The 19,795-nt window shown below is 52.9% G+C and carries 20 protein-coding genes; 8 read left to right on the top strand and 12 right to left on the bottom strand.

Going from position 1 to position 19,795, the window contains the following annotated elements; translation table 11 throughout:
• The first annotated feature begins 862 nt into the window (after positions 1 to 862).
• Positions 863 to 2,080 carry an alanine transaminase AlaA gene (gene alaA / locus DA718_RS08430; protein ID WP_112212986.1) on the top strand — a complete coding sequence of 406 codons (1,218 nt, stop codon included), beginning with the start codon at positions 863 to 865 and terminating at the stop codon, positions 2,078 to 2,080.
• An 88-nt stretch (positions 2,081 to 2,168) separates the two neighbouring features.
• Positions 2,169 to 2,768 carry a 5'-deoxynucleotidase gene (gene yfbR / locus DA718_RS08425; RefSeq protein ID WP_112212985.1) on the top strand — a complete coding sequence of 200 codons (600 nt, stop codon included), beginning with the start codon at positions 2,169 to 2,171 and terminating at the stop codon, positions 2,766 to 2,768.
• 53 nt (positions 2,769 to 2,821) lie between these two features.
• Here the strand turns inward: yfbR and DA718_RS08420 are convergent, their stop codons facing one another.
• The 4 genes from DA718_RS08420 to yfbV form a co-directional block, all read right to left on the bottom strand.
• Entirely contained in the window at positions 2,822 to 4,654 is a 1,833-nt protein-coding gene (locus tag DA718_RS08420) for an SLC13 family permease (protein ID WP_112212984.1), read from the bottom strand.
• A 76-nt stretch (positions 4,655 to 4,730) separates the two neighbouring features.
• Positions 4,731 to 5,390 (bottom strand): sugar phosphatase, encoded by a 660-nt coding sequence (locus DA718_RS08415; RefSeq protein ID WP_112212983.1) that lies wholly within the window; start codon positions 5,388 to 5,390, stop codon positions 4,731 to 4,733.
• Between the two features lie 11 nt (positions 5,391 to 5,401).
• Positions 5,402 to 5,896, bottom strand: coding sequence for a YfbU family protein (locus tag DA718_RS08410; protein WP_112212982.1), 495 nt, complete (start codon positions 5,894 to 5,896; stop codon positions 5,402 to 5,404).
• 85 nt (positions 5,897 to 5,981) lie between these two features.
• A complete protein-coding gene (yfbV, locus tag DA718_RS08405) occupies positions 5,982 to 6,437 on the bottom strand; it encodes a terminus macrodomain insulation protein YfbV (protein WP_110272272.1) in 456 nt (151 codons plus the stop codon).
• 337 nt (positions 6,438 to 6,774) lie between these two features.
• Here yfbV and ackA point away from each other — a divergent pair, with 337 nt between their 5' ends.
• On the top strand, positions 6,775 to 7,977 hold the full coding sequence (gene ackA, locus DA718_RS08400; protein ID WP_112212981.1) for an acetate kinase: 1,203 nt from the start codon (positions 6,775 to 6,777) through the stop codon (positions 7,975 to 7,977).
• 200 nt (positions 7,978 to 8,177) lie between these two features.
• On the top strand, positions 8,178 to 10,322 hold the full coding sequence (gene pta, locus DA718_RS08395; RefSeq protein WP_112212980.1) for a phosphate acetyltransferase: 2,145 nt from the start codon (positions 8,178 to 8,180) through the stop codon (positions 10,320 to 10,322).
• Between the two features lie 45 nt (positions 10,323 to 10,367).
• Here pta and DA718_RS08390 read toward each other — a convergent pair whose 3' ends face one another.
• The 5 genes from DA718_RS08390 to DA718_RS08370 form a co-directional block, all read right to left on the bottom strand.
• Positions 10,368 to 11,321, bottom strand: a complete 954-nt coding sequence (locus DA718_RS08390) for a transketolase family protein (RefSeq protein WP_112212979.1) — start codon at positions 11,319 to 11,321, stop codon at positions 10,368 to 10,370.
• Positions 11,314 to 12,144: a transketolase gene (locus DA718_RS08385; protein WP_112212978.1), complete on the bottom strand. Its 831-nt coding sequence runs from the start codon at positions 12,142 to 12,144 to the stop codon at positions 11,314 to 11,316. Before DA718_RS08385 ends, DA718_RS08390 begins: the two co-directional genes overlap by 8 nt.
• A complete protein-coding gene (locus DA718_RS08380) occupies positions 12,141 to 13,532 on the bottom strand; it encodes a PTS ascorbate transporter subunit IIC (RefSeq protein WP_112212977.1) in 1,392 nt (463 codons plus the stop codon). The genes DA718_RS08385 and DA718_RS08380 overlap by 4 nt, the downstream gene beginning before the upstream one ends.
• A gap of 20 nt (positions 13,533 to 13,552) precedes the next feature.
• The gene (locus tag DA718_RS08375) at positions 13,553 to 13,825 is read right to left on the bottom strand and encodes a PTS sugar transporter subunit IIB (protein WP_041146575.1); all 273 of its coding nucleotides are present in this window, start codon (positions 13,823 to 13,825) and stop codon (positions 13,553 to 13,555) included.
• 79 nt (positions 13,826 to 13,904) lie between these two features.
• Complete coding sequence (locus DA718_RS08370) at positions 13,905 to 14,348, bottom strand: PTS sugar transporter subunit IIA (RefSeq protein WP_112212976.1); 444 nt, start codon at positions 14,346 to 14,348, stop codon at positions 13,905 to 13,907.
• Between the two features lie 235 nt (positions 14,349 to 14,583).
• On the opposite strand from DA718_RS08370, the gene DA718_RS08365 reads away from it, so the two are divergent.
• Complete coding sequence (locus DA718_RS08365) at positions 14,584 to 15,603, top strand: LacI family DNA-binding transcriptional regulator (protein WP_112212975.1); 1,020 nt, start codon at positions 14,584 to 14,586, stop codon at positions 15,601 to 15,603.
• 4 nt (positions 15,604 to 15,607) lie between these two features.
• Here the strand turns inward: DA718_RS08365 and yfcD are convergent, their stop codons facing one another.
• The 3 genes from yfcD to yfcF are packed head-to-tail and all read right to left on the bottom strand — an operon-like array spanning position 15,608 to position 17,473.
• A complete protein-coding gene (gene yfcD, locus DA718_RS08360) occupies positions 15,608 to 16,162 on the bottom strand; it encodes an NUDIX hydrolase YfcD (RefSeq protein WP_112212974.1) in 555 nt (184 codons plus the stop codon).
• A 58-nt stretch (positions 16,163 to 16,220) separates the two neighbouring features.
• Positions 16,221 to 16,772, bottom strand: coding sequence for a phosphodiesterase (yfcE, locus tag DA718_RS08355; protein ID WP_112212973.1), 552 nt, complete (start codon positions 16,770 to 16,772; stop codon positions 16,221 to 16,223).
• Positions 16,773 to 16,828: 56 nt separating this feature from the next.
• Positions 16,829 to 17,473 (bottom strand): glutathione transferase, encoded by a 645-nt coding sequence (gene yfcF, locus DA718_RS08350; protein WP_112213212.1) that lies wholly within the window; start codon positions 17,471 to 17,473, stop codon positions 16,829 to 16,831.
• Between the two features lie 255 nt (positions 17,474 to 17,728).
• On the opposite strand from yfcF, the gene yfcG reads away from it, so the two are divergent.
• From yfcG to DA718_RS08335, 3 genes are all read left to right on the top strand, one after another.
• Positions 17,729 to 18,358 carry a GSH-dependent disulfide bond oxidoreductase gene (gene yfcG / locus DA718_RS08345; RefSeq protein ID WP_112212972.1) on the top strand — a complete coding sequence of 210 codons (630 nt, stop codon included), beginning with the start codon at positions 17,729 to 17,731 and terminating at the stop codon, positions 18,356 to 18,358.
• Positions 18,359 to 18,423: 65 nt separating this feature from the next.
• Entirely contained in the window at positions 18,424 to 18,786 is a 363-nt protein-coding gene (gene folX / locus DA718_RS08340; RefSeq protein WP_110272259.1) for a dihydroneopterin triphosphate 2'-epimerase, read from the top strand.
• A gap of 20 nt (positions 18,787 to 18,806) precedes the next feature.
• Complete coding sequence (locus DA718_RS08335; protein WP_112212971.1) at positions 18,807 to 19,700, top strand: TIGR01777 family oxidoreductase; 894 nt, start codon at positions 18,807 to 18,809, stop codon at positions 19,698 to 19,700.
• Positions 19,701 to 19,795: the final 95 nt, after the last annotated feature.

The raw sequence follows: 19,795 nt of genomic DNA, 5'->3' as shown, positions 1-19,795 counted from the left end.
GATTCTTGCCTTGTTGATGCTGTGTCCAGCTTCCGGCTATTCCTTAAGCCTCGTGTTATCCGCAATGGATGAACAACTGGAAGAACGTTATTGCATTTGAAAGCACTCGTTCGCAGCAAATGTGCGAAATTTTTGAGTAATATTTTGTTCGTAGACCTAAGCACTTTTAATTAGGGCATTCCCGCTTTATGTGATGTAACGCAAAAAAAATAGCTATCAACGACCATTAACCGCGCTCTACAAGCAAGTAAAGCTTGTTGCAGCAATCGGGAGGACAAACAAAAAAACCTGCAATAACAATGTATTAATAAAAAAACGCTGCCTGACATAGCGGCATATCACTATTAACGGCGATATTCTAACCGAAAACCGCAATATTTATAAGTGTTATTCAGTATTATCTCAGATAATTTTAAACATTTTTCAGCACTTTAATTAAATTAACAAATCTAAGAATATTCCTTTCAAAAAATAGGATTCATTAATTTATTAAATGTTTTCCATTAAAAAATGACTGCCACGTTTGTTACAAACTTCAGCGTATTGTGAGTTAAATTTTATCAAAAATGAATAACGTGTTTTATGCGCAAAAAACCAGCGTCCGTCGCCTTCCTTAAGCACAAACCAGATAAACTTTCATAAAAGATCATGCATGCACAACATAAAACCACGACATTAAGAATATAAGGCATATTGTATAAACTGACCGACCATTACGCAGATAAATTGATTACACTAAAAAAACATTAATGGCAAAATCTTCTCCTGTTAACCCTTCAAAACAGCGGGGATGCGGAGTACATTATTCCGTGCTGACTTCCACGGCAGGGAGTGGCGATAACAGCTAAAAGGTCAAAGGTTCATGTCCCCCATCGAAAAATCCAGCAAGTTAGATAACGTCTGTTACGATATCCGCGGCCCGGTTCTGAAAGAGGCTAAACGCCTTGAAGAAGAAGGCAATAAAGTCCTGAAGCTGAACATCGGCAACCCGGCGCCGTTTGGCTTTGACGCACCTGATGAAATTCTCGTCGACGTCATCCGAAATCTCCCGACAGCCCAGGGCTACTGTGACTCTAAGGGCCTCTATTCCGCCCGCAAAGCCATTATGCAGCACTACCAGGCCCGCGGCATGCGCGATGTCACGGTCGAAGATATCTATATCGGTAACGGGGTTTCTGAGCTTATCGTGCAGGCCATGCAAGCGCTGCTTAATAGCGGCGATGAGATGCTGGTACCCGCGCCCGATTATCCTTTATGGACCGCCGCAGTGTCTCTTTCCAGCGGAAAAGCGGTGCACTACCTGTGTGATGAGTCTTCCGACTGGTTCCCCGACCTCGATGATATCCGCGCTAAAATCACTCCACGTACCCGCGGCATTGTGATTATCAACCCGAATAACCCAACGGGTGCGGTGTATTCAAAAGAGCTGCTGATGGAGATCGTCGAGATCGCCCGTCAGCATAATCTGATTATTTTCGCTGATGAGATCTACGACAAGATCCTCTACGATCACGCACAGCACCACTCTATCGCGCCGCTGGCGCCAGACCTGCTCACCATTACTTTTAACGGCCTGTCAAAAACATACCGCGTTGCAGGCTTCCGTCAGGGCTGGATGGTGCTTAACGGACCGAAGAAGCACGCGAAGGGCTATATTGAAGGCCTGGAAATGCTGGCCTCTATGCGCCTGTGCGCCAACGTCCCGGCTCAGCACGCGATTCAAACGGCGCTTGGCGGCTATCAGAGCATCAGCGAATTTATCGTTCCCGGTGGACGTTTATACGAACAGCGTAATCGCGCGTGGGAACTCATTAACGAAATTCCTGGCGTATCCTGCACCAAGCCGAAAGGCGCGCTGTATATGTTCCCGAAAATCGACGCCAAGCGCTTCAATATTCACGATGATCAGAAGATGGTTCTCGATTTTCTGCTGCAGGAAAAGGTCCTGCTGGTTCAGGGCACTGCCTTTAACTGGCCGTGGCCGGATCACGTGCGTATCGTGACCCTTCCGCGCGAGGACGATCTGGAAATGGCCATTACCCGCTTTGGGCGCTTCCTTTCCGGTTATCACCAGCTCTGATTTAACGCCTCCTGCCGCCGGAATTTGCATCCGGCGGCAATCCCTGCGCACAATGACACCCGACGTCGTAACTGATTAAGGGTCCCTAATGAGTCAGAGTCACTTCTTTGCCCATCTCTCCCGTTTGAAACTGATCAACCGCTGGCCGCTGATGCGCAATGTGCGCACCGAAAACGTATCTGAACACAGTTTGCAGGTGGCGATGGTTGCCCATGCGCTGGCAGCCATTAAAAATCGTAAATTTGGCGGCCAGGTCAATGCTGAACGGATTGCATTGTTAGCGATGTACCATGATGCTTCGGAAGTCCTGACCGGCGATCTTCCTACTCCAGTGAAGTATTTCAACTCGCAGATTGCGCAAGAATACAAAGCCATCGAGAAAATCGCTCAGCAGAAGCTGATCGATATGGTTCCTGATGAATTACGCGATATTTTTGAGCCGCTGATTGACGAGCATCACTATAGCGATGAGGAGAAATCCCTCGTTAAACAGGCTGATGCGCTATGCGCCTATCTTAAGTGCCTGGAAGAACTGTCGGCGGGCAACAACGAGTTTCTGCTGGCCAAAGGTCGTCTTGAGAAAACGCTGGAATCACGCCGCAGCGAGGAGATGGACTATTTTATGCAGGTATTTGTGCCGAGCTTCCATCTTTCGCTGGATGAAATTAGCCAGGACTCACCTTTATAAACAGGCTTATCCCCGGTCAGCAGATGCATGACCGGGGCGATTACTCTGCGGAATCAGAACGGAAACAGCACCGGGATCAGCAGTACGCACACCACCATGACCATCACGGTAAACGGTACGCCAATCTTTACGAAATCGCTGAATGAATACTTACCCGGCCCAAGCACCAGCGTATTCACCGGCGACGATACAGGCGTCATGAATGCCGCTGAAGCCGCCATTGCCACCACCATCGCAAAGGGGTAAGGCGATACTCCCATCGACTTCGCCGCCGCCAGCGCAATGGGCGCCATCAGCACCGCGGTGGCGGTATTTGAGATAAACAGGCCAATCGCTGCACACATCACGAACAGGCAGCCAAGCATCAGATATGGCCCTCTACTGCCCGCTACGTCCATCAAGCCTTTAACCACCAGATCCACACCGCCGGTTTTTTGCAACGCCAGGGCAAAAGGCATCATCCCGACAATCAAAATAATACTCGGCCAGTGAATCGCTTTGTATGCGCTCTCGGCGTTAATACAACGGAATTTGCCCATCAGCAAACAGGCGATAATCGCCGCTATCGGGTTGGGAATTTCGTCAGTCAGCATCAGCGCCACCATCAGCACCAGGCAGAAAATGGCGTGCGGTGCCTGACTGTGCGCAGGTGAGGCATCGTTGACTTCAATTGGCATATTCAGCACCACAAAGTCGCGGCCCCGCTTAGCCAACAGGGCAATTTGCCGCCAGTTACCAACCACCAGCATGATATCGCCAAGTTGCAAAGACTCATCGGTCACCGCGCCATCAAGGGCTTTACCATCCCGCTTTAGCCCCACGATGTTTAGATCGAAACGAGTACGGAAAGCGATTTCGCGCACCGTTTTGCCTATCAGCTCAGAATCGGGGATCAGCGAAACCTCCGCCATCCCAACGTCCAGAGCCTGGTCGGAAAAATACTCGCCGCGCAGGATCATCGGTTCGAGCATTTGCTCGCCGCAGAACTGGCGTAAATCCACATCCGAGGCGGACATATCGATCAGCAAAACGTCACGGGCGCGAAATTCGGATACCCCGTTGACGTTAACAATAACCCGCCGAAAGCGCCTCCAGCGCTCAACGCCAATAACGTTGGCTCCGTAGCGCTCGCGAAGTTTTAGATCGTCCAGACGCTGGCCAATCATTGGCGATCCGGGACGAATTGCCAGACGGCGCGCTCTCCCCGTCAGATGGTAATCTTTAATTAAATCGCGGAAGGTGCTTCTTTTGCGCCCATCGCGCACCAGCTCACCTTCCTCACCCTTAAGCATAAAGCGCATCACCAGCATATAGAAAACGCCCAGCACCAGTACAACGAGCCCTATTGGCGTGACGCTAAAAAAGCTGAATCCCTGTAACCCTTCTCGCAAAAGCTCGCTGTTGACGACCAGGTTGGGAGGCGTGGCGACCAGGGTCATCATCCCACTGATCAGTCCGGCGAAACTGAGCGGCATCATCAGGCGCGAGGGCGATGTATTCATGCGCATTGAAACGCTAAGCACCACAGGAATAAAAATAGCCACCACGCCCGTTGAGCTCATAAAAGCGCCCAGTCCGGCAACGGTCAGCATTAAAAAGACCAGCATTTTGGTTTCGCTGTTACCGGCAACCTTCACCAGCCAGGACCCCATTTTGGTAGCGACTCCGGTACGCACCAGACCATCGCCAATAATAAATAGCGCGGCGATAAGAATGACGTTGGGATCGCTAAAACCTGAGAAAGCTTCGCTGAGGGTCAGCGTATCGCTAAGGACAAAAGCAACAATGACTAACAGTGCGATAGCGTCCATGCGCACTTTTCCGGTGGCAAAGAGCACGACGGCTACGGCAAGAAGAGATAACACCCAAATCAATTCACCGTTCACAACTTATCCTTGTCAGAAGATGGAGTTGGAAGTTTGGCATAAAAAAGCCCCGCCAGTGCGGGGCTAAATCATGAGATTAGTCTTTAAGGCTAACATTCACATTACCGTCGGCCAGACGCTCAACCTTCAGGCTCTCAAGCGTCGTTAACACAAAATCTGCTTCATCAAGCCGCGGCGCATCCGCAGGCACATTTACTGCGATAGTCCGGCAGCCAGCAGTCAGCCCGGAGAGCAGCCCGGCTGGGGCATCCTCCACGACAGCGCAATCTTTCGGCTCCAGACCCAACAGTTCAGCCCCCAGCAGATAAGCGTCCGGAGCGGGCTTTCCATGTTTCACGCGCTCGGCGGTGACGAAAACATTGGTGTCAGGCAAACCCGCCGCACGGTGACGCGCATGGGCGACAGGTATCGAGCCCGACGTCACGATCGCCCAGGGAATACCGGCTTCGTCGAGAGTGTTGAGTAACGCAACAGCCCCAGGCAGCGCCGTTATGCCATCCGTATCCGTCGCCTCTACCGTTTCCAGCCGGGTGAACTCGGCCTGAATCTCTTCTTCGCTGCGGCCGGGTAGAAAATGACGCAACGAGGTTATCGCCTGTTTGCCATGAATGAAGTTCAAAACTTCATCGTGCGGGATACCGAACCGATCCGCCCATTTGCACCACGAACGCTCCACTACCGGTAACGAATCGACCAATGTCCCGTCAAGATCAAACAGGAAACCTTTACACTGCACGGGAACCTCCATCAGGCATTGATAATTTGATTAATTTCGTTGCTGCTTAAATGATACTGACGCGGGCAAGAGTGCCAGGCGTTAAGCATACGCTGGTATTTTTCCCACATCGGGGTTTGAGAATTGAAGCCGTGAGTCCCGGCGTCGAAATGGCTGTAACGCCCTTCAATGTTAACGATAAAGCGAACATATCCGAGGTAGCGGGCTTCAGTCGCCACGTCAAAGCCAAGGAAAGTCACCCGACGCTCGTCGATTCCGCTGGAATCCTTGAGGTTAGTCCAGGAGACATGCAATGCGTGATACATCTCCATGATATCAATGACGGTACGGCAGGTTTCCTCTGTCAGCTGGCCAAATTCGCGGTCCAGCTCGCGCATCTGCAACCCATATCCACGCTCAATGATGGTCTGTAGACGACGGTAACGTTCAGCGTTGTCCGGGTCGAGCATCGTCATCATCTTGTACTGATTCGACAGAATCAGACGCTGCGCATTGGTCATTTCCATTTTTGACTCCTGTAGCACTTTACGACGTGAAAAAAGAAGGCGCATGAATCATGCGCCTTCTTTTATATGCGTTTTCCTGATGCAATTACAAATCATCCAGGAAAGTTTTATCCAGTTGTTTGAAGGCGCGCTTAAGCGTGTCAGCTAAAGCCTGATAATCGGGCTTGCCGTCAACCGGCGCCAGCGCCTGCCCCGCCTCCTGCAGTTTACCGCGAACTTCATAAAACCAATTCAGCACCGATGGCGGCAGTGGCGTGACTGAACGTTTCCCCAACCACCATAAACCTTGCATCGGCAGGCTTAGCGCAAACAGTGCCGTGGCGACAGCTGGACCTAATTGCCCGCCAAGGGCGATTTGCCAGCACAGTGTGAAGATAGCGACTGGCGGCATAATGCGAATCGCATAGCGGGTTGCGCGAATAATGCGGTTTTCGATAAATACCGGAGCGAGACGTTTATCCAGAGGCCAGGTCTTTGCGTAATGCTGCCCATGGCGAAACAAGCCAAAAAAGCTAACGGGGCGATTCTCGGGACTGGACATGGCTTTACCTCAACTTTACATATAAAACTTAAAAAATTCGTGCAAAACACCAACTGTGCATGACAACGTTCAAAAGATTTTGGCAATGGTTACGCAATCAGGTATTCTGTGCCGACCTGAAGGGCAATTAGACCCTTTTACCAGATTAGTCAAATTATCGCATATTCTGCCATTAGCTGAAAATTAGGCAAAATGGCATAAAATCAAATGTACTTCTCTCATCGTGCCCGAAAACAGTACAAGGCATGATGTTAATCATAAATGTCGATGTCATCCTGCGCTACGCTTTGTGACACACTGACGTTTTTTTAGCCACGTATCATAAAAAGGTACTTCCATGTCGAGTAAGTTAGTACTGGTTCTGAACTGCGGTAGCTCCTCACTGAAATTTGCTATCCTTGATGCCGTCAACGGTGACGAATATCTGTCCGGTTTAGCCGAATGTTTCCATCTTCCTGAAGCACGTATCAAATGGAAAATGGATGGCAGCAAACAAGAAGCCGATTTAGGCGCAGGCGCTGCTCACAGTGAAGCTCTTAACTTTATCGTTAACACTATTCTGGCACAAAAACCAGAACTGTCTGCTCAGTTGACCGCAATCGGCCATCGCATCGTTCACGGTGGTGAAAAATACACCAGCTCCGTAGTAATCGATGACTCTGTCATTCAGGGAATCAAAGACTCCGCGTCTTTCGCTCCGCTGCACAACCCGGCTCACCTGATCGGTATCGCAGAAGCGCTGAAATCCTTCCCGCACCTGAAAGACAAGAACGTTGCCGTGTTCGACACCGCGTTCCATCAGACCATGCCGGAAGAGTCTTACCTCTATGCCCTGCCGTACAGCCTGTACAAAGAACACGGCGTACGTCGCTACGGCGCGCACGGCACCAGCCACTTCTATGTGACTCAGGAAGCCGCTAAAGTTCTGAACAAACCGGTTGAAGAGCTGAACATCATCACCTGCCATCTGGGCAACGGTGGCTCTGTTTCTGCTATCCGCAACGGTAAATGCGTTGACACCTCCATGGGTCTGACCCCGCTGGAAGGCCTGGTTATGGGTACTCGCTCTGGCGATATCGACCCGGCAATCATTTTCCATCTGCACGATGCCCTGGGCATGAGCGTAGACGCCATCAACAAAATGCTGACTAAAGAGTCTGGTCTGCTCGGCCTGACCGAAGTGACCAGCGACTGCCGCTACGTTGAAGACAACTACAAAGAAAAAGCAGATGCTAAACGTGCAATGGATGTTTACTGCCATCGCCTGGCAAAATACATCGGTTCCTATACCGCGCTGATGGACGGTCGTCTGGACGCTGTTGTGTTCACCGGTGGTATCGGTGAGAACGCGGCAATGGTCCGCGAATTGTCCCTGGGCAAACTGGGCGTACTGGGCTTCGAAGTTGATCACGAACGTAACCTGGCTGCCCGTTTTGGCAAGTCCGGCTTCATCAACAAAGAAGGCACCCGCCCGGCTGTCGTCATTCCGACCAACGAAGAGCTGGTCATCGCGCAAGACGCCAACCGTCTGACCGCCTGATTCCACACCGCCAGCCATAACCCTAAATAATTCGAGTTGCAGGAAGGCGGCGACGCAGCGAATCCCCAGGAGCGTACGAGGAGTACGTGACTGGGGTGAACAAGTAAAGCCAACGCACATGTAACTTGAAGTATGACGGGAAGCTGGTGGTGCAGTTTTGTATCCCGCCCGATACTGGCGGTAACGAAAGAGGATATATCGTGTCCCGTACAATCATGTTGATCCCTACCGGAACCAGCGTAGGCCTGACCAGCGTCAGCCTCGGCGTTATCCGTGCTATGGAACGTAAAGGCGTTCGTCTGAGCGTCTTTAAACCTATCGCTCAACCGCGCGCCGGTGGCGATGCGCCAGACCAGACGACCACCATCATTCGCGCGAACTCCGACCTTCCGGCCGCAGAACCGTTGAAAATGAGCCACGTCGAGTCGCTGCTCTCCAGCAACCAGAAAGACGTGCTGATGGAAGAGATCATCGCCAACTACCACGCCAACGCTCAGGATGCTGAAGTGGTGCTGGTTGAAGGTCTGGTCCCGACCCGCAAACACCAGTTTGCCCAGTCCCTGAACTATGAAATCGCGAAAACGCTGAACGCGGAAATCGTCTTTGTGATGTCCCAGGGCACAGATACCCCGGAACAGCTGAAAGAGCGTTTTGAGCTGACTCGCAGCAGCTTCGGCGGCGCGAAAAACACCAACATCACCGGTGTTATCGTCAACAAGCTGAACGCTCCGGTTGATGAACAGGGTCGTACTCGCCCTGATCTGTCCGAAATCTTCGACGACTCTTCCAAAGCGAAAGTCGTGAAGATCGACCCGGCTCAGCTGCAGAACGGTAGTTCATTACCGGTTCTGGGCGCGGTACCGTGGAGCTTCGATCTGATTGCTACTCGTGCGATTGATATGGCGCATCACCTGAACGCCACCATCATCAACGAAGGCGACATCAAAACCCGTCGCGTGAAGTCCGTCACCTTCTGTGCTCGTAGCATCCCGCACATGCTGGAACACTTCCGCGCAGGCTCTCTGCTGGTCACTTCCGCAGACCGTCCTGACGTGCTGGTCGCCGCCTGCCTGGCAGCGATGAACGGCGTAGAAATCGGTGCCATTCTGCTGACCGGGGCCTATGAAATGGACCCGCGCGTAAGCAAACTGTGCGAACGCGCATTTGCGACCGGCCTGCCGGTATTTATGGTTAACACCAACACCTGGCAGACCTCTCTGAGCCTGCAGAGCTTCAACCTGGAAGTTCCGGTTGACGATCACGAGCGCATCGAGAAAGTTCAGGAATACGTTGCTAACTATATCAACGCCGACTGGATTGAATCCCTGACCGCAACTTCCGAGCGCAGCCGTCGTCTCTCTCCGCCAGCTTTCCGCTATCAGCTCACCGAGCTGGCGCGTAAAGCAGGCAAGCGAGTAGTTCTGCCGGAAGGTAACGAACCGCGTACCGTTAAAGCGGCGGCTATCTGTGCCGAACGCGGTATTGCGACCTGCGTACTGCTGGGTAACCCGGATGAAATCACCCGCGTTGCCGCCTCTCAGGGCGTAGAGCTGGGTGCTGGTATCGAAATCGTTGACCCAGAAGTCGTTCGCGAAAGCTACGTTGCCCGCCTGGTTGAGCTGCGTAAGAGCAAAGGCATGACCGAAGCCGTTGCCCGTGAGCAACTGGAAGACAACGTGGTTCTCGGCACGCTGATGCTGGAACAAGACGAAGTCGACGGCCTGGTTTCCGGCGCGGTACATACCACAGCTAACACCATCCGTCCGCCGCTGCAGCTGATCAAAACTGCGCCGGGTAGCTCCCTGGTCTCCTCCGTATTCTTCATGCTGCTGCCGGAACAGGTTTATGTTTATGGTGACTGCGCGATCAACCCGGATCCGACCGCTGAACAGCTCGCTGAAATCGCTATCCAGTCTGCAGACTCCGCAATTGCCTTCGGTATCGAACCGCGCGTTGCGATGCTCTCCTACTCCACCGGCACCTCTGGTGCAGGCAGCGATGTAGAGAAAGTACGCGAAGCGACTCGCCTGGCGCAGGAAAAACGTCCTGACCTGATGATCGACGGCCCGCTGCAGTATGACGCCGCAGTAATGGCTGACGTTGCGAAATCCAAAGCGCCGAACTCTCCGGTTGCCGGTCGCGCTACCGTGTTCATCTTCCCTGACCTGAACACCGGTAACACCACCTACAAAGCCGTACAGCGTTCTGCCGACCTGATCTCCATCGGGCCGATGCTACAGGGTATGCGTAAGCCGGTGAACGACCTGTCCCGTGGCGCGCTGGTAGACGATATCGTTTATACCATCGCTCTGACCGCGATTCAGTCGTCCCAGCAGCAAGCATAATCTGCCTCCGGCATGAAAAAGGCGACCGTCTGGTCGCCTTTTTATTTACAGCAGCTCTCGCGCCGCCGAGACAATATCATGCGCCGTCAACCCATATTCCTTCTGCAAGAAATCCTGAGTTCCCACCTGACCGTAGCGCTCTTTCACCCCCACGCGGCGCATCGGCACTGGACAGGTCTCCACCAGCACTTCCGCCACCGCAGAGCCAAGCCCGTTGTGGATACTGTGGTTTTCGCAGGTCACAATGCGCCCGGTTTTTTCGGCATAGTTTTTTACCAGCATGCGGTCGATAGGTTTCAGGGTAAACATATCAATGACCGCCGCGCTGACTCCTTCTTGTTCAAGCTGACGCGCCGCCTCCAGTGCTTCCGCCACCATGATACCGTTGGCGATCAGCGTGATGTCATCACCCTCGCGCAGGACGTTACCTTTGCCGATGGTAAACGTTGAACCCGGCGCGTACACGCTTGGTGCCTGCTTGCGAATCGTACGTACCCAGTAGAAACCCTCAAGGTCTATAAGCTGGCGCAGTACATCATCAAACATCACCGCATCGGTCACTTCCAGCACCACCGAGTGCGCCAGGCCACGCACAATGCCCATATCCTCAAAAGACATATGGGTTCCGCCATTATGGCAGGCGGTAATACCAGCATCCGAGGCGATTACTTTGACGTTATTACGCTGATAATCCAGCGACATAAACAGCTGGTCAAAGCAGCGGCGGCTGGCAAAAGCGGTAAAGGTGTGCACGAACGGCTTGCGCCCGGTTAACGATAGTCCGGCGGCAGTGCCAATCACGTTGGCTTCCATAATGCCGCAGTTGATAACGTGCTGGGGGTATTCCCGCGCTACGCCGTCCATCGCCATGGAGCTCATCAGATCCGCTTCCAGCGCGATAATTGAGCTACCGGCTTCAATCTGCTGCGCGACAAATCCGGCATAGACTTTGCGCATCTCCATGGCGTCTTTTTGTCCTGCGGGTGCAACCTTAATCATGTTCGGCCTCCAGTTGGCGAATAGTCTCGTTTAGCGTCTCTTTCATCTCCGCAGTCAGGCGTAAGTGATGGTTATTACTGAGCTTTTCGAGATACGGAACCCCCTGTCCCTTAACGCTATCAAGGATCACCACACGTGGACGCGCATCGGCTGGCAGAACAGGCTGTACCGCCGCCAGCAGCCCGGGGATATCATCACCTTTGACAGTAACGACATCAAAACCAAAGGCGCGGAATTTATCTTCCAGATTAAAAGCGCGGATAATTTCGTCCAACTTGCCGTCAAGCTGGAGCTTGTTCCAGTCAACAAACACGGTCAGGTTATTCAAACGGTGGTGGGCAATAAACTGGAATGCTTCCCAGCACTGGCCTTCATTCAGCTCGCCATCGCCGACGATGCAGAATACGCGATTCGCCCGCCCCGCGAGCTTATGCGACAGCGCCATCCCCCCGGCGATTGAGATCCCCTGCCCCAGTGACCCCGTCGTGGCATCCACGCCGCGCGTTTTTAATCGATCGGGATGACTTGGCAGCCGCGTACCGTTCTGGTTGAGCGTACTGAGTTCTTCCATGGGGAAGTACCCCTTAATCGCTAATGTACTGTAGAGCGCCGGGCCAGCATGACCTTTCGATAACACAAAGTAGTCACGCTCGGGCCAGTCAGGGTCAGCGGGGTCGATTTTCATCACCGCACCGTACAGTACTGCCAGCGTTTCCACCACCGACATGCTGCCGCCGTAATGGCCAAAACCAAGATCCGTTAGCGATTTAAGGGTTGCCACGCGAATATCACGCGCCAGTTTGGTCACTTCTTGCACATTCATGATTTAGCTCCGCTGTTCTCCTGCGCGCCGCCGCCCGCAGATTTCTTTTTCGCAAACACGTTGTACACCACCAACAGAGCGAACAACGCCACAACAAGACCAGTGATAGCAAACGGTGACAGATAGCGCGCCAGGTTGCCCAGCACGATACCAACGGCGCCGAAGTCAGCATCCGAGAAGGTAGTGTTGGCAAAACCAATCGCCCCCAGCACTGGCAGCAACAGCACCGGCAGGAAGGTGATCAGCAGACCGTTGGCAAAAGCACCGATCATTGCTCCACGACGACCTCCGGTAGCATTGCCGAACACCCCGGCAGTTGCACCGGTAAAGAAGTGCGGTACTACACCCGGCAGAATCAGCACCCACTTAAACTGACCACAGAGGAACAGCCCGACCAGACCACCGAGGAAACTAAACAGAAAGCCGATCAACACAGCGTTCGGGGCATAGGGATAAACCACCGGGCAGTCCAGTGCCGGACGGGCGTTTGGCACCAGTTTTTCCGAAAAACCGGTAAACGCCGGGACGATTTCCGCCAGGATCAGGCGTACGCCTTGCAGGATGATGAACACCCCGGCCGCGAAGGTAATCGCCATAATGATGGCGTATACCAGGTAGTTCTGACCGCCGCTGTAGGTGCTTTCAACATACTCACGCCCCGCGCTTACCGCCATAATCAGGTAGATAATCATCATGGTCAGTGAAATGGAGATGGAGCTGTCGCGCAGGAAGCTCAGGTTCTTCGGCAGGTTCATCTCTTCGGTCGAACGCGAACCTTTACCGCAGACGCTACCAATCCAGCCTGAGAGCACATAGCCCAGCGTGCCAAAATGGCCGAAGGCAATATCATCGGTACCGGTAATCCGCTTCATATAGCGCTGCGCCAGCGCCGGGAAGAACGCCATCACCAGTCCGAGAATCAGCGAGCCGGTAAACACGAGCCCGACGCCTTCGAAGCCCGCCACGGTGAGGATCACGCCGATCATACAGGCCATATAGAAGGTGTGATGCCCCGTCAGGAAGATGTATTTCAGACGCGTAAAGCGGGCAACCAGAATATTCGCTACCATACCAAATGCCATAATAAGGGCAGTTGATGCACCATATTTTTCCAGCGCAATAGAAACAATCGCCTCATTATTAGGAATAATCCCCTGAATATTAAAGGCGTGTTCAAACATTCCCCCTAGCGGATTAAGCGAGCCAACTAATACCGTCGCACCACCACCCAGAACGATAAAGCCCAGAATAGTTTTTATCGTTCCTTTCACGACATCGGAAAAAGATTTCTTTTGCGCTACCAGACCAATTAGCGCAATTAACCCGACCAGAACAGAGGGTACTTTGAGAATATCAACAACAAAATTCAGCGTTTCAAGGATAAACATATCCGCCTCGCTATAAAGAGTTATTGTTTGGCGAACCACGCGCGCAGCTGCGCTTCGAGTTCATTAATGTCAATGATGTTGGTGATCACCACCAGCTGGCTTTCCGGCACGCTGGCGCTGGCGGCAATATCTTTTGCCATCACAAATAAATCTGCCGCGCCCGGCGTTGCCGATGAGAGATCGGAGTGCTCCACTTCAGCTTCTATTTCAAGTTTTTTAAGCACTTTTTTAATATTCATCTCAACCATAAAACTACTGCCCAGGCCTGAACCGCAAATTGCCATGATTTTCATTATTATCACCTTTTTTGGGTAGAGTTCGTCCGCATCACGCTAGCGCGCAATGGGTTATAAATCGGATTATCGAATTAACTCAGAATCGTGCAATTATTTTTTTTATGTCCTCCAGGGTTTTCGCCTGATGTAATTTTTCCATATCTTCATCACTGGAAAATAATTCCGCTAGCGCGGAGATCATTTCGATGTGGCTGTGCTTATCCGGTGCCGCAAGCATAATAATAATATCAACCGGGTCGAACTCTTCAGAACCAAATGACACTCCCTGTTCCAGCTTCAGCAGCGATAAACCTAAGCCTTTCGCCCCCTCTTCCGGCCGCGCATGCGGCATTGCCAACCCCGGAGCCAGCACATAATACGGCCCCAGTTTATGGTGTTGCTCAACGATCGCCGTCACATACTCAGGCGCGATAACGCCGGATTCAAGCAACGGCCTGGCGCAGATATCCAGCGCCTGCGGCCAGGTTTCTACTTCCTGCTGGAGCGTAATGGTTGCATCAGAGATCCATGTTTTAAGCATCTTGTCCCTCGTTATCAGCAAAAGATGAGCAAACTTTATTCAAGCTAACAATAGTTAACTGCGAGAACGATCACAAAGATAGCGCTACCAACAGATAACATTCAGATTTGTGATAGCGCTATCAATTCATCATCATCATGTGAAAACGCAAAAAAAGTAGGCATTTAAAGCGTATACTCCAAAACACGTGAAGTGATGGATGATGATAAAAAGCGTCTGTTCAACAGGAATGTGTATGTCTCTAACCCGAAAACGGCGTAGTACCGGCAAAGTGACGATCGCCGATGTTGCTCAGCTTGCTGGTGTGGGCACGATGACCGTTTCCCGTGCTCTGCGCACGCCGGAGCAGGTTTCCGATAAACTGCGTGAAAAAATTGAAGCGGCAGTGCAGGAACTGGGATATATGCCCAACCTTGCCGCCAGCGCGCTGGCTTCAGCCTCTTCAAGAACAATAGCGATGGTGGTGCCAAATCTTGCTGAGTCGGGATGTTCAGCAATGTTTGCCGGACTTCAGCAAGTCTTACAGCCGGCAGGCTATCAAATCATGCTGGCGGAATCACAGCACCGGCTGGAGCAGGAAGAGAAACTGCTGGAAACCCTGTTGGCTTCCAATATCGCCGCCGCCATCCTGCTTAGCGTTGAACATAGCGATACCGTACGTCACTGGCTGAAGAATGCCTCAATTCCGGTGATGGAAATGGGTGCGATGCGCGCCGACCCCCTCGACATGAATATCGGTATTGATAACGTCGCAGCGATGTTCGAACTCACGGAGATGCTCATCCACCGCGGCTACCAGAATATTGGTCTATTGTGCGCCAACCAGGAGCAGTGGATTTTTCAGCAGCATTTGCAAGGGTGGTATAAAGCGATGCTGCGCCACCATATGTCGCCCAATCGGGTGATTAACGCCGCCCTGCCGCCTAATTTTTCCACCGGCGCTTCACAACTGCCTGAGTTTTTACTGGCCTGGCCGGAACTGGATGCGCTGGTTTGCGTTTCCGATGAACTGGCATGCGGCGCACTGTATGAATGCCAGCGTCGGCGTATTAAAGTTCCTGATGATTTGGCCGTCGTTGGCTTTGGAGATAGCGATGTCAGTCGTGTTTGCCAACCGCCGTTAACCACGATGGCGGTGCCGCACCACAAGATTGGCATTGAAGCCGGGCGTGCGCTGCTGGAGCGCCTGAATGAGGGGAGCTGGAGCGACAGAAAGCCCATCACCTCCAGCTTATGCCTGCGGGATAGCTGTTAGGCGGCTACTCCGCCTCTTCCTGTTTTTCAGCTTTCGATGACTCATTATTAGCATTACGGGTCATCCATAGAGCCAGCGCTTTCAATGAATCCGGCGTGAACTCGTCGCAGCGTGCGGTGATCTCCACCGGCGTCAGCCAGCACACTTCACTCACTTCCTCTTCTTGCAGGGCGAAAGGTCCGTGCGATACGCAGCTAAACAGGCCACCCCAGACTCGGCAGTGTTTATCTTCGTAGTAGAACTGTCCGTGGTCGGCAAAGGGTACACCGGCGATGCCGAGTTCCTCTTCCGCTTCGCGGCGCGCTGACTCCAGCATTTGCTCATCCGCCTGCACCACGCCGCCAGCGGTGGCATCCAGCATTCCCGGATGGAAATCCTTAGTTTCGGTACGGCGCTGCACGAGGATTTTGCCCATCCCATCATGAACAACAATGTAGGTCGCCCGATGACGCAGACATTCCGCACGCATTTGCTCGCGGCTGGATTGTGCTATCACCTCGTTGTTTTCATTAACAATATCGACCCATTCTGTGCTTGCCAAATGATTCTGTTCCGCCATCAGGAAACCTTACTTTTTAAAGCGCTCTCGCGGCGCGTCTATACGGTTGTGGGGTAAATTACGGGTAAATTGCGACCTCTGCAATAACCTGATGATCATCGAGTGCTAAAACCTGCAATTGACCCTCGTTCAGCAGCCCGTAGCTGGCCGCAAATCCCCCTTTGGGGATGCTGACCGAGCCGGGGTTGAAGAGAAAAATATCGCCGCGTTTCTCTGCAACCGGAATATGAGTATGACCATAAGCCAGCACATCGCCAGCGGCGAGCGGAGGCAAATTATCGGGGCTATACAGATGCCCGTGGGTCAAAAACAGGCGAGTTCGCTCGCTTAATACCTGCTGCCAGGGAGCAGTAATGGGGAAATGGAGCAGCATCTGATCGACTTCGCTGTCACAATTACCGCGTACGGCAATCACTCGCTCTGCTACGCTATTCAGCTTCTCCGCAACCTGGTCGGGGGCATAACCGTCAGGAAGGGCGTTACGCGGCCCGTGATTGAGCACATCGCCGAGGATAACCAGCCACTGCGCCCCACTTTGCGCGAACAGTTCAAGAACGCGTTCAGTTGCGGGCAGCGAGCCGTGGATATCCGATGCAAACATCAGCTTCATACATTCCATCTCCACGCATTACGATGCGTCTATGATAACGGAACCGCTGAGGCTTATCAGCCAGCACGTTTAGCCGACAGTGCGACGTAGCGCTGAACCGACGCCCGCTGCCACTGGAAGGTGGCGTACTCCACCAGCGCCGCTGGTACCTCATCGCCGTTGAGTACCAGTCGATTGAGCATCAACGCGAGATCGGTATCGGCAATAGACCACTCACCAAACAGATTCTGACCGCCCTGCGCCAGTAGCGCCCCGGCGGTTTCAAACAGTTTTGCGGCGCTTTTCTGCCCGGCTTCGCTGAGCGGCGGTTTCTTTGCCCCAGCAAACACCACGATCGTCGAACGCTCTTCGCGAATAGGCATCAGATCGCTGCGCAGCCAGGCCTGCACCTGACGCGCCCGCGCGCGCTTTTGCAGATCATGGGGATAGAGACGTTCCCACTCCGGAGGCGCAAAGCGTTCGTCCAGATATTCGGTAATCGCCGAAGATTCACTCAGGGAAAAGCCATCGACCTCCAGAAGCGGCACGCGCCGGGTAGCAGAATAGCCTTTCCAGCTGCTTTGCAGATGCTCGCCGCTGTCGAGATTGACGGTTTTAAGGGTAAAAGGCAGGCTCTTTTCCTGCAGAGCAACATACACGGACATCACATACGGCGAGAAAAAATCAGAATCGGACCACAGGGTAATAGCAGACTGGCTCATGGCATCCTCAATGGCTAATGTAATGGGGCGATAAGCCAACATATCCTGTCTCTCAGAGGATGTCACTGACCGCCGCCATGAGGATTTTGCCTATACCCTTCATACTTCAAGTTGCTTGTGCGTTGTCCTGTAACTCGAATTATTTTGGGTAGATATCTCAAACGGCAACTCTTACCGCAAACTGAGTCAATCTGCGAATCCCCTGAGTTCACCTATACTCAAGAAGTTTGCGACCTGTGACGGCGGGAGATTCTCATGATCGATCTTTACTATGCACCCACCCCCAATGGCCACAAAATCACGCTCTTTCTTGAAGAAACGCAGCTGGCTTACCGCCTTATCAAGGTGGATGTCGGCAAAGGGGAGCAGTTTCATCCGCAATTTCTCGCCATCTCCCCGAATAACAAGATCCCGGCGATCGTCGACCACGATCCCGTTGACGGCGGCTCGCCGTTGAGCCTGTTTGAATCCGGCGAGATCCTGCTTTATCTGGCGGAAAAAACAGGCAAATTGCTTAGTGGGGAACTGCGCGAACGCCACGTTACGCTACAGTGGCTGTTCTGGCAGGTCGGCGGTTTAGGACCGATGCTCGGGCAAAATCATCATTTTAACCATTTTGCCCCACAGGCTGTTCCCTACGCCATTGAGCGCTATCAGGTAGAAACGCAACGTCTGTATGGCGTATTGAACCGACGTCTTGAGCAAAGTCCCTGGCTGGGTGGAAACCACTACAGCATCGCCGACATCGCCTGCTGGCCGTGGATTAACGCCCATCAACGCCAACGTATTGAGCTCGCGAATTTCCCGGCAATACACAACTGGTTCGAGCGTATTCGCCAGCGCCCGGCCACCGTTGAAGCGCTCCTGAAAACAGAAGGCCATTAACCCCCTGCTCGCCCGGGATGCTTTGATGTATGATTGCGGAAATTACTATACGGAGGAAACCTGCAATGTCTCAACCAGACGCCATTATTCGAATTAAGAACCTGCGCCTGCGTACTTTTATTGGTATTAAAGAGGAAGAGATCGCCAACCGCCAGGATGTGGTGGTTAACGTCGCTATCCACTACCCGGCGGATCAATCACGTAACAGTGAAGATATTAACGATGCGCTGAACTACCGCACTATCACCAAGCGCATCATTAGCCATATCGAGAATAACCGTTTCTCTCTGCTGGAAAAATTAACTCAGGATGTGCTCGACATCGCACGCGAACATCATTGGGTCACATATGCTGAAGTAGAGATCGATAAACTGTACGCACTGCGCTACGCCGATTCGGTATCCATGACCATGAGCTGGCGGCGGTAGACGCATCTTAGGGAGGCGCTATGAACGTTCTGCTAACTGGCGGTACCGGCCTGATTGGCCGCCATCTAATCCCTCGGCTACTGGAGCTGGGGCATCAGGTAACGGTTTCAACGCGCAGCCCTGAAAAGGCGAAAAATCGCCTCGACTCTCGCGTCACCCTGTGGCGCGATTTCGAGCACCAGGCAAACCTCAACGGCGTTGATGCCGTCATCAACCTGGCCGGCGAGCCTATCGCCGACAAACGCTGGACGGCAGAGCAGAAACAGCGTCTCTGCCACAGCCGCTGGGATATCACCCAAAAGCTGGTCACGCTGATCAACGCCAGCGATGCTCCGCCCGCAGTGCTGATTAGCGGTTCAGCCGCTGGCTATTATGGTGATATCGGCGAAGTGGTGGTCACCGAAGAAGAACCACCGCATAACGAATTTACCCACAAACTTTGCGCCCGCTGGGAACAGATCGCTTGCGAGGCGCAAAGCGAACATACCCGCGTCTGCTTGCTGCGCACCGGCGTGGTACTGGCACCACGAGGCGGTATTCTGGCCAAAATGGCCCCCGCATTTAAGCTCGGCCTCGGCGGCCCTATCGGCAGCGGTAGACAGTACCTGGCGTGGATTCATATCGACGATATGGTTAACGGTATTCTATGGCTACTGGATAACGACCTGCGCGGCCCGTTTAATATGGTTTCCCCCTACCCGGTGCGCAACGAACAGTTTGCCCACGCGCTGGGTCACGCACTGAACCGCCCGGCGATTTTCCGCGTTCCGGCGGCGGCTATTCGCCTGCTGATGGGCGAATCATCGGTACTGGTACTCGGCGGCCAGCGCGCGCTGCCGAAGCGCCTGGAAGCCGCCGGATTTGGTTTTCGTTGGTATGACCTGGAAGAAGCTCTGACCGATGTACTGGGATAGCTCAGGGCTATTATGCCGCCGGGAGACCTTGCCGGTCTCCCTGACTTAAATAAATCCCCTACGCGCCATGGAACCCTCCTCGCAACAATCAAAAC

It is taken from the genome of Klebsiella huaxiensis (assembly GCF_003261575.2).
GTDB lineage: Bacteria > Pseudomonadota > Gammaproteobacteria > Enterobacterales > Enterobacteriaceae > Klebsiella > Klebsiella huaxiensis.
Note: the sequence above shows the minus strand (reverse complement) of the source record. Positions and strands in the feature narration are given on the sequence as shown.

Coding starts and splice junctions, on each gene's coding strand:
- alaA (WP_112212986.1), top strand. CDS start 863: ATGTCCCCCATCGAAAAATCCAGCAAGTTAGATAACGTCTGTTACGAT.
- yfbR (WP_112212985.1), top strand. CDS start 2,169: ATGAGTCAGAGTCACTTCTTTGCCCATCTCTCCCGTTTGAAACTGATC.
- DA718_RS08410 (WP_112212982.1), bottom strand. CDS start 5,896: ATGGAAATGACCAATGCGCAGCGTCTGATTCTGTCGAATCAGTACAAG.
- yfbV (WP_110272272.1), bottom strand. CDS start 6,437: ATGTCCAGTCCCGAGAATCGCCCCGTTAGCTTTTTTGGCTTGTTTCGC.
- ackA (WP_112212981.1), top strand. CDS start 6,775: ATGTCGAGTAAGTTAGTACTGGTTCTGAACTGCGGTAGCTCCTCACTG.
- DA718_RS08390 (WP_112212979.1), bottom strand. CDS start 11,321: ATGATTAAGGTTGCACCCGCAGGACAAAAAGACGCCATGGAGATGCGC.
- DA718_RS08385 (WP_112212978.1), bottom strand. CDS start 12,144: ATGAATGTGCAAGAAGTGACCAAACTGGCGCGTGATATTCGCGTGGCA.
- DA718_RS08380 (WP_112212977.1), bottom strand. CDS start 13,532: ATGTTTATCCTTGAAACGCTGAATTTTGTTGTTGATATTCTCAAAGTA.
- DA718_RS08375 (WP_041146575.1), bottom strand. CDS start 13,825: ATGAAAATCATGGCAATTTGCGGTTCAGGCCTGGGCAGTAGTTTTATG.
- DA718_RS08370 (WP_112212976.1), bottom strand. CDS start 14,348: ATGCTTAAAACATGGATCTCTGATGCAACCATTACGCTCCAGCAGGAA.
- DA718_RS08365 (WP_112212975.1), top strand. CDS start 14,584: ATGTCTCTAACCCGAAAACGGCGTAGTACCGGCAAAGTGACGATCGCC.
- yfcD (WP_112212974.1), bottom strand. CDS start 16,162: ATGGCGGAACAGAATCATTTGGCAAGCACAGAATGGGTCGATATTGTT.
- yfcE (WP_112212973.1), bottom strand. CDS start 16,772: ATGAAGCTGATGTTTGCATCGGATATCCACGGCTCGCTGCCCGCAACT.
- yfcF (WP_112213212.1), bottom strand. CDS start 17,473: ATGAGCCAGTCTGCTATTACCCTGTGGTCCGATTCTGATTTTTTCTCG.
- yfcG (WP_112212972.1), top strand. CDS start 17,729: ATGATCGATCTTTACTATGCACCCACCCCCAATGGCCACAAAATCACG.
- folX (WP_110272259.1), top strand. CDS start 18,424: ATGTCTCAACCAGACGCCATTATTCGAATTAAGAACCTGCGCCTGCGT.
- DA718_RS08335 (WP_112212971.1), top strand. CDS start 18,807: ATGAACGTTCTGCTAACTGGCGGTACCGGCCTGATTGGCCGCCATCTA.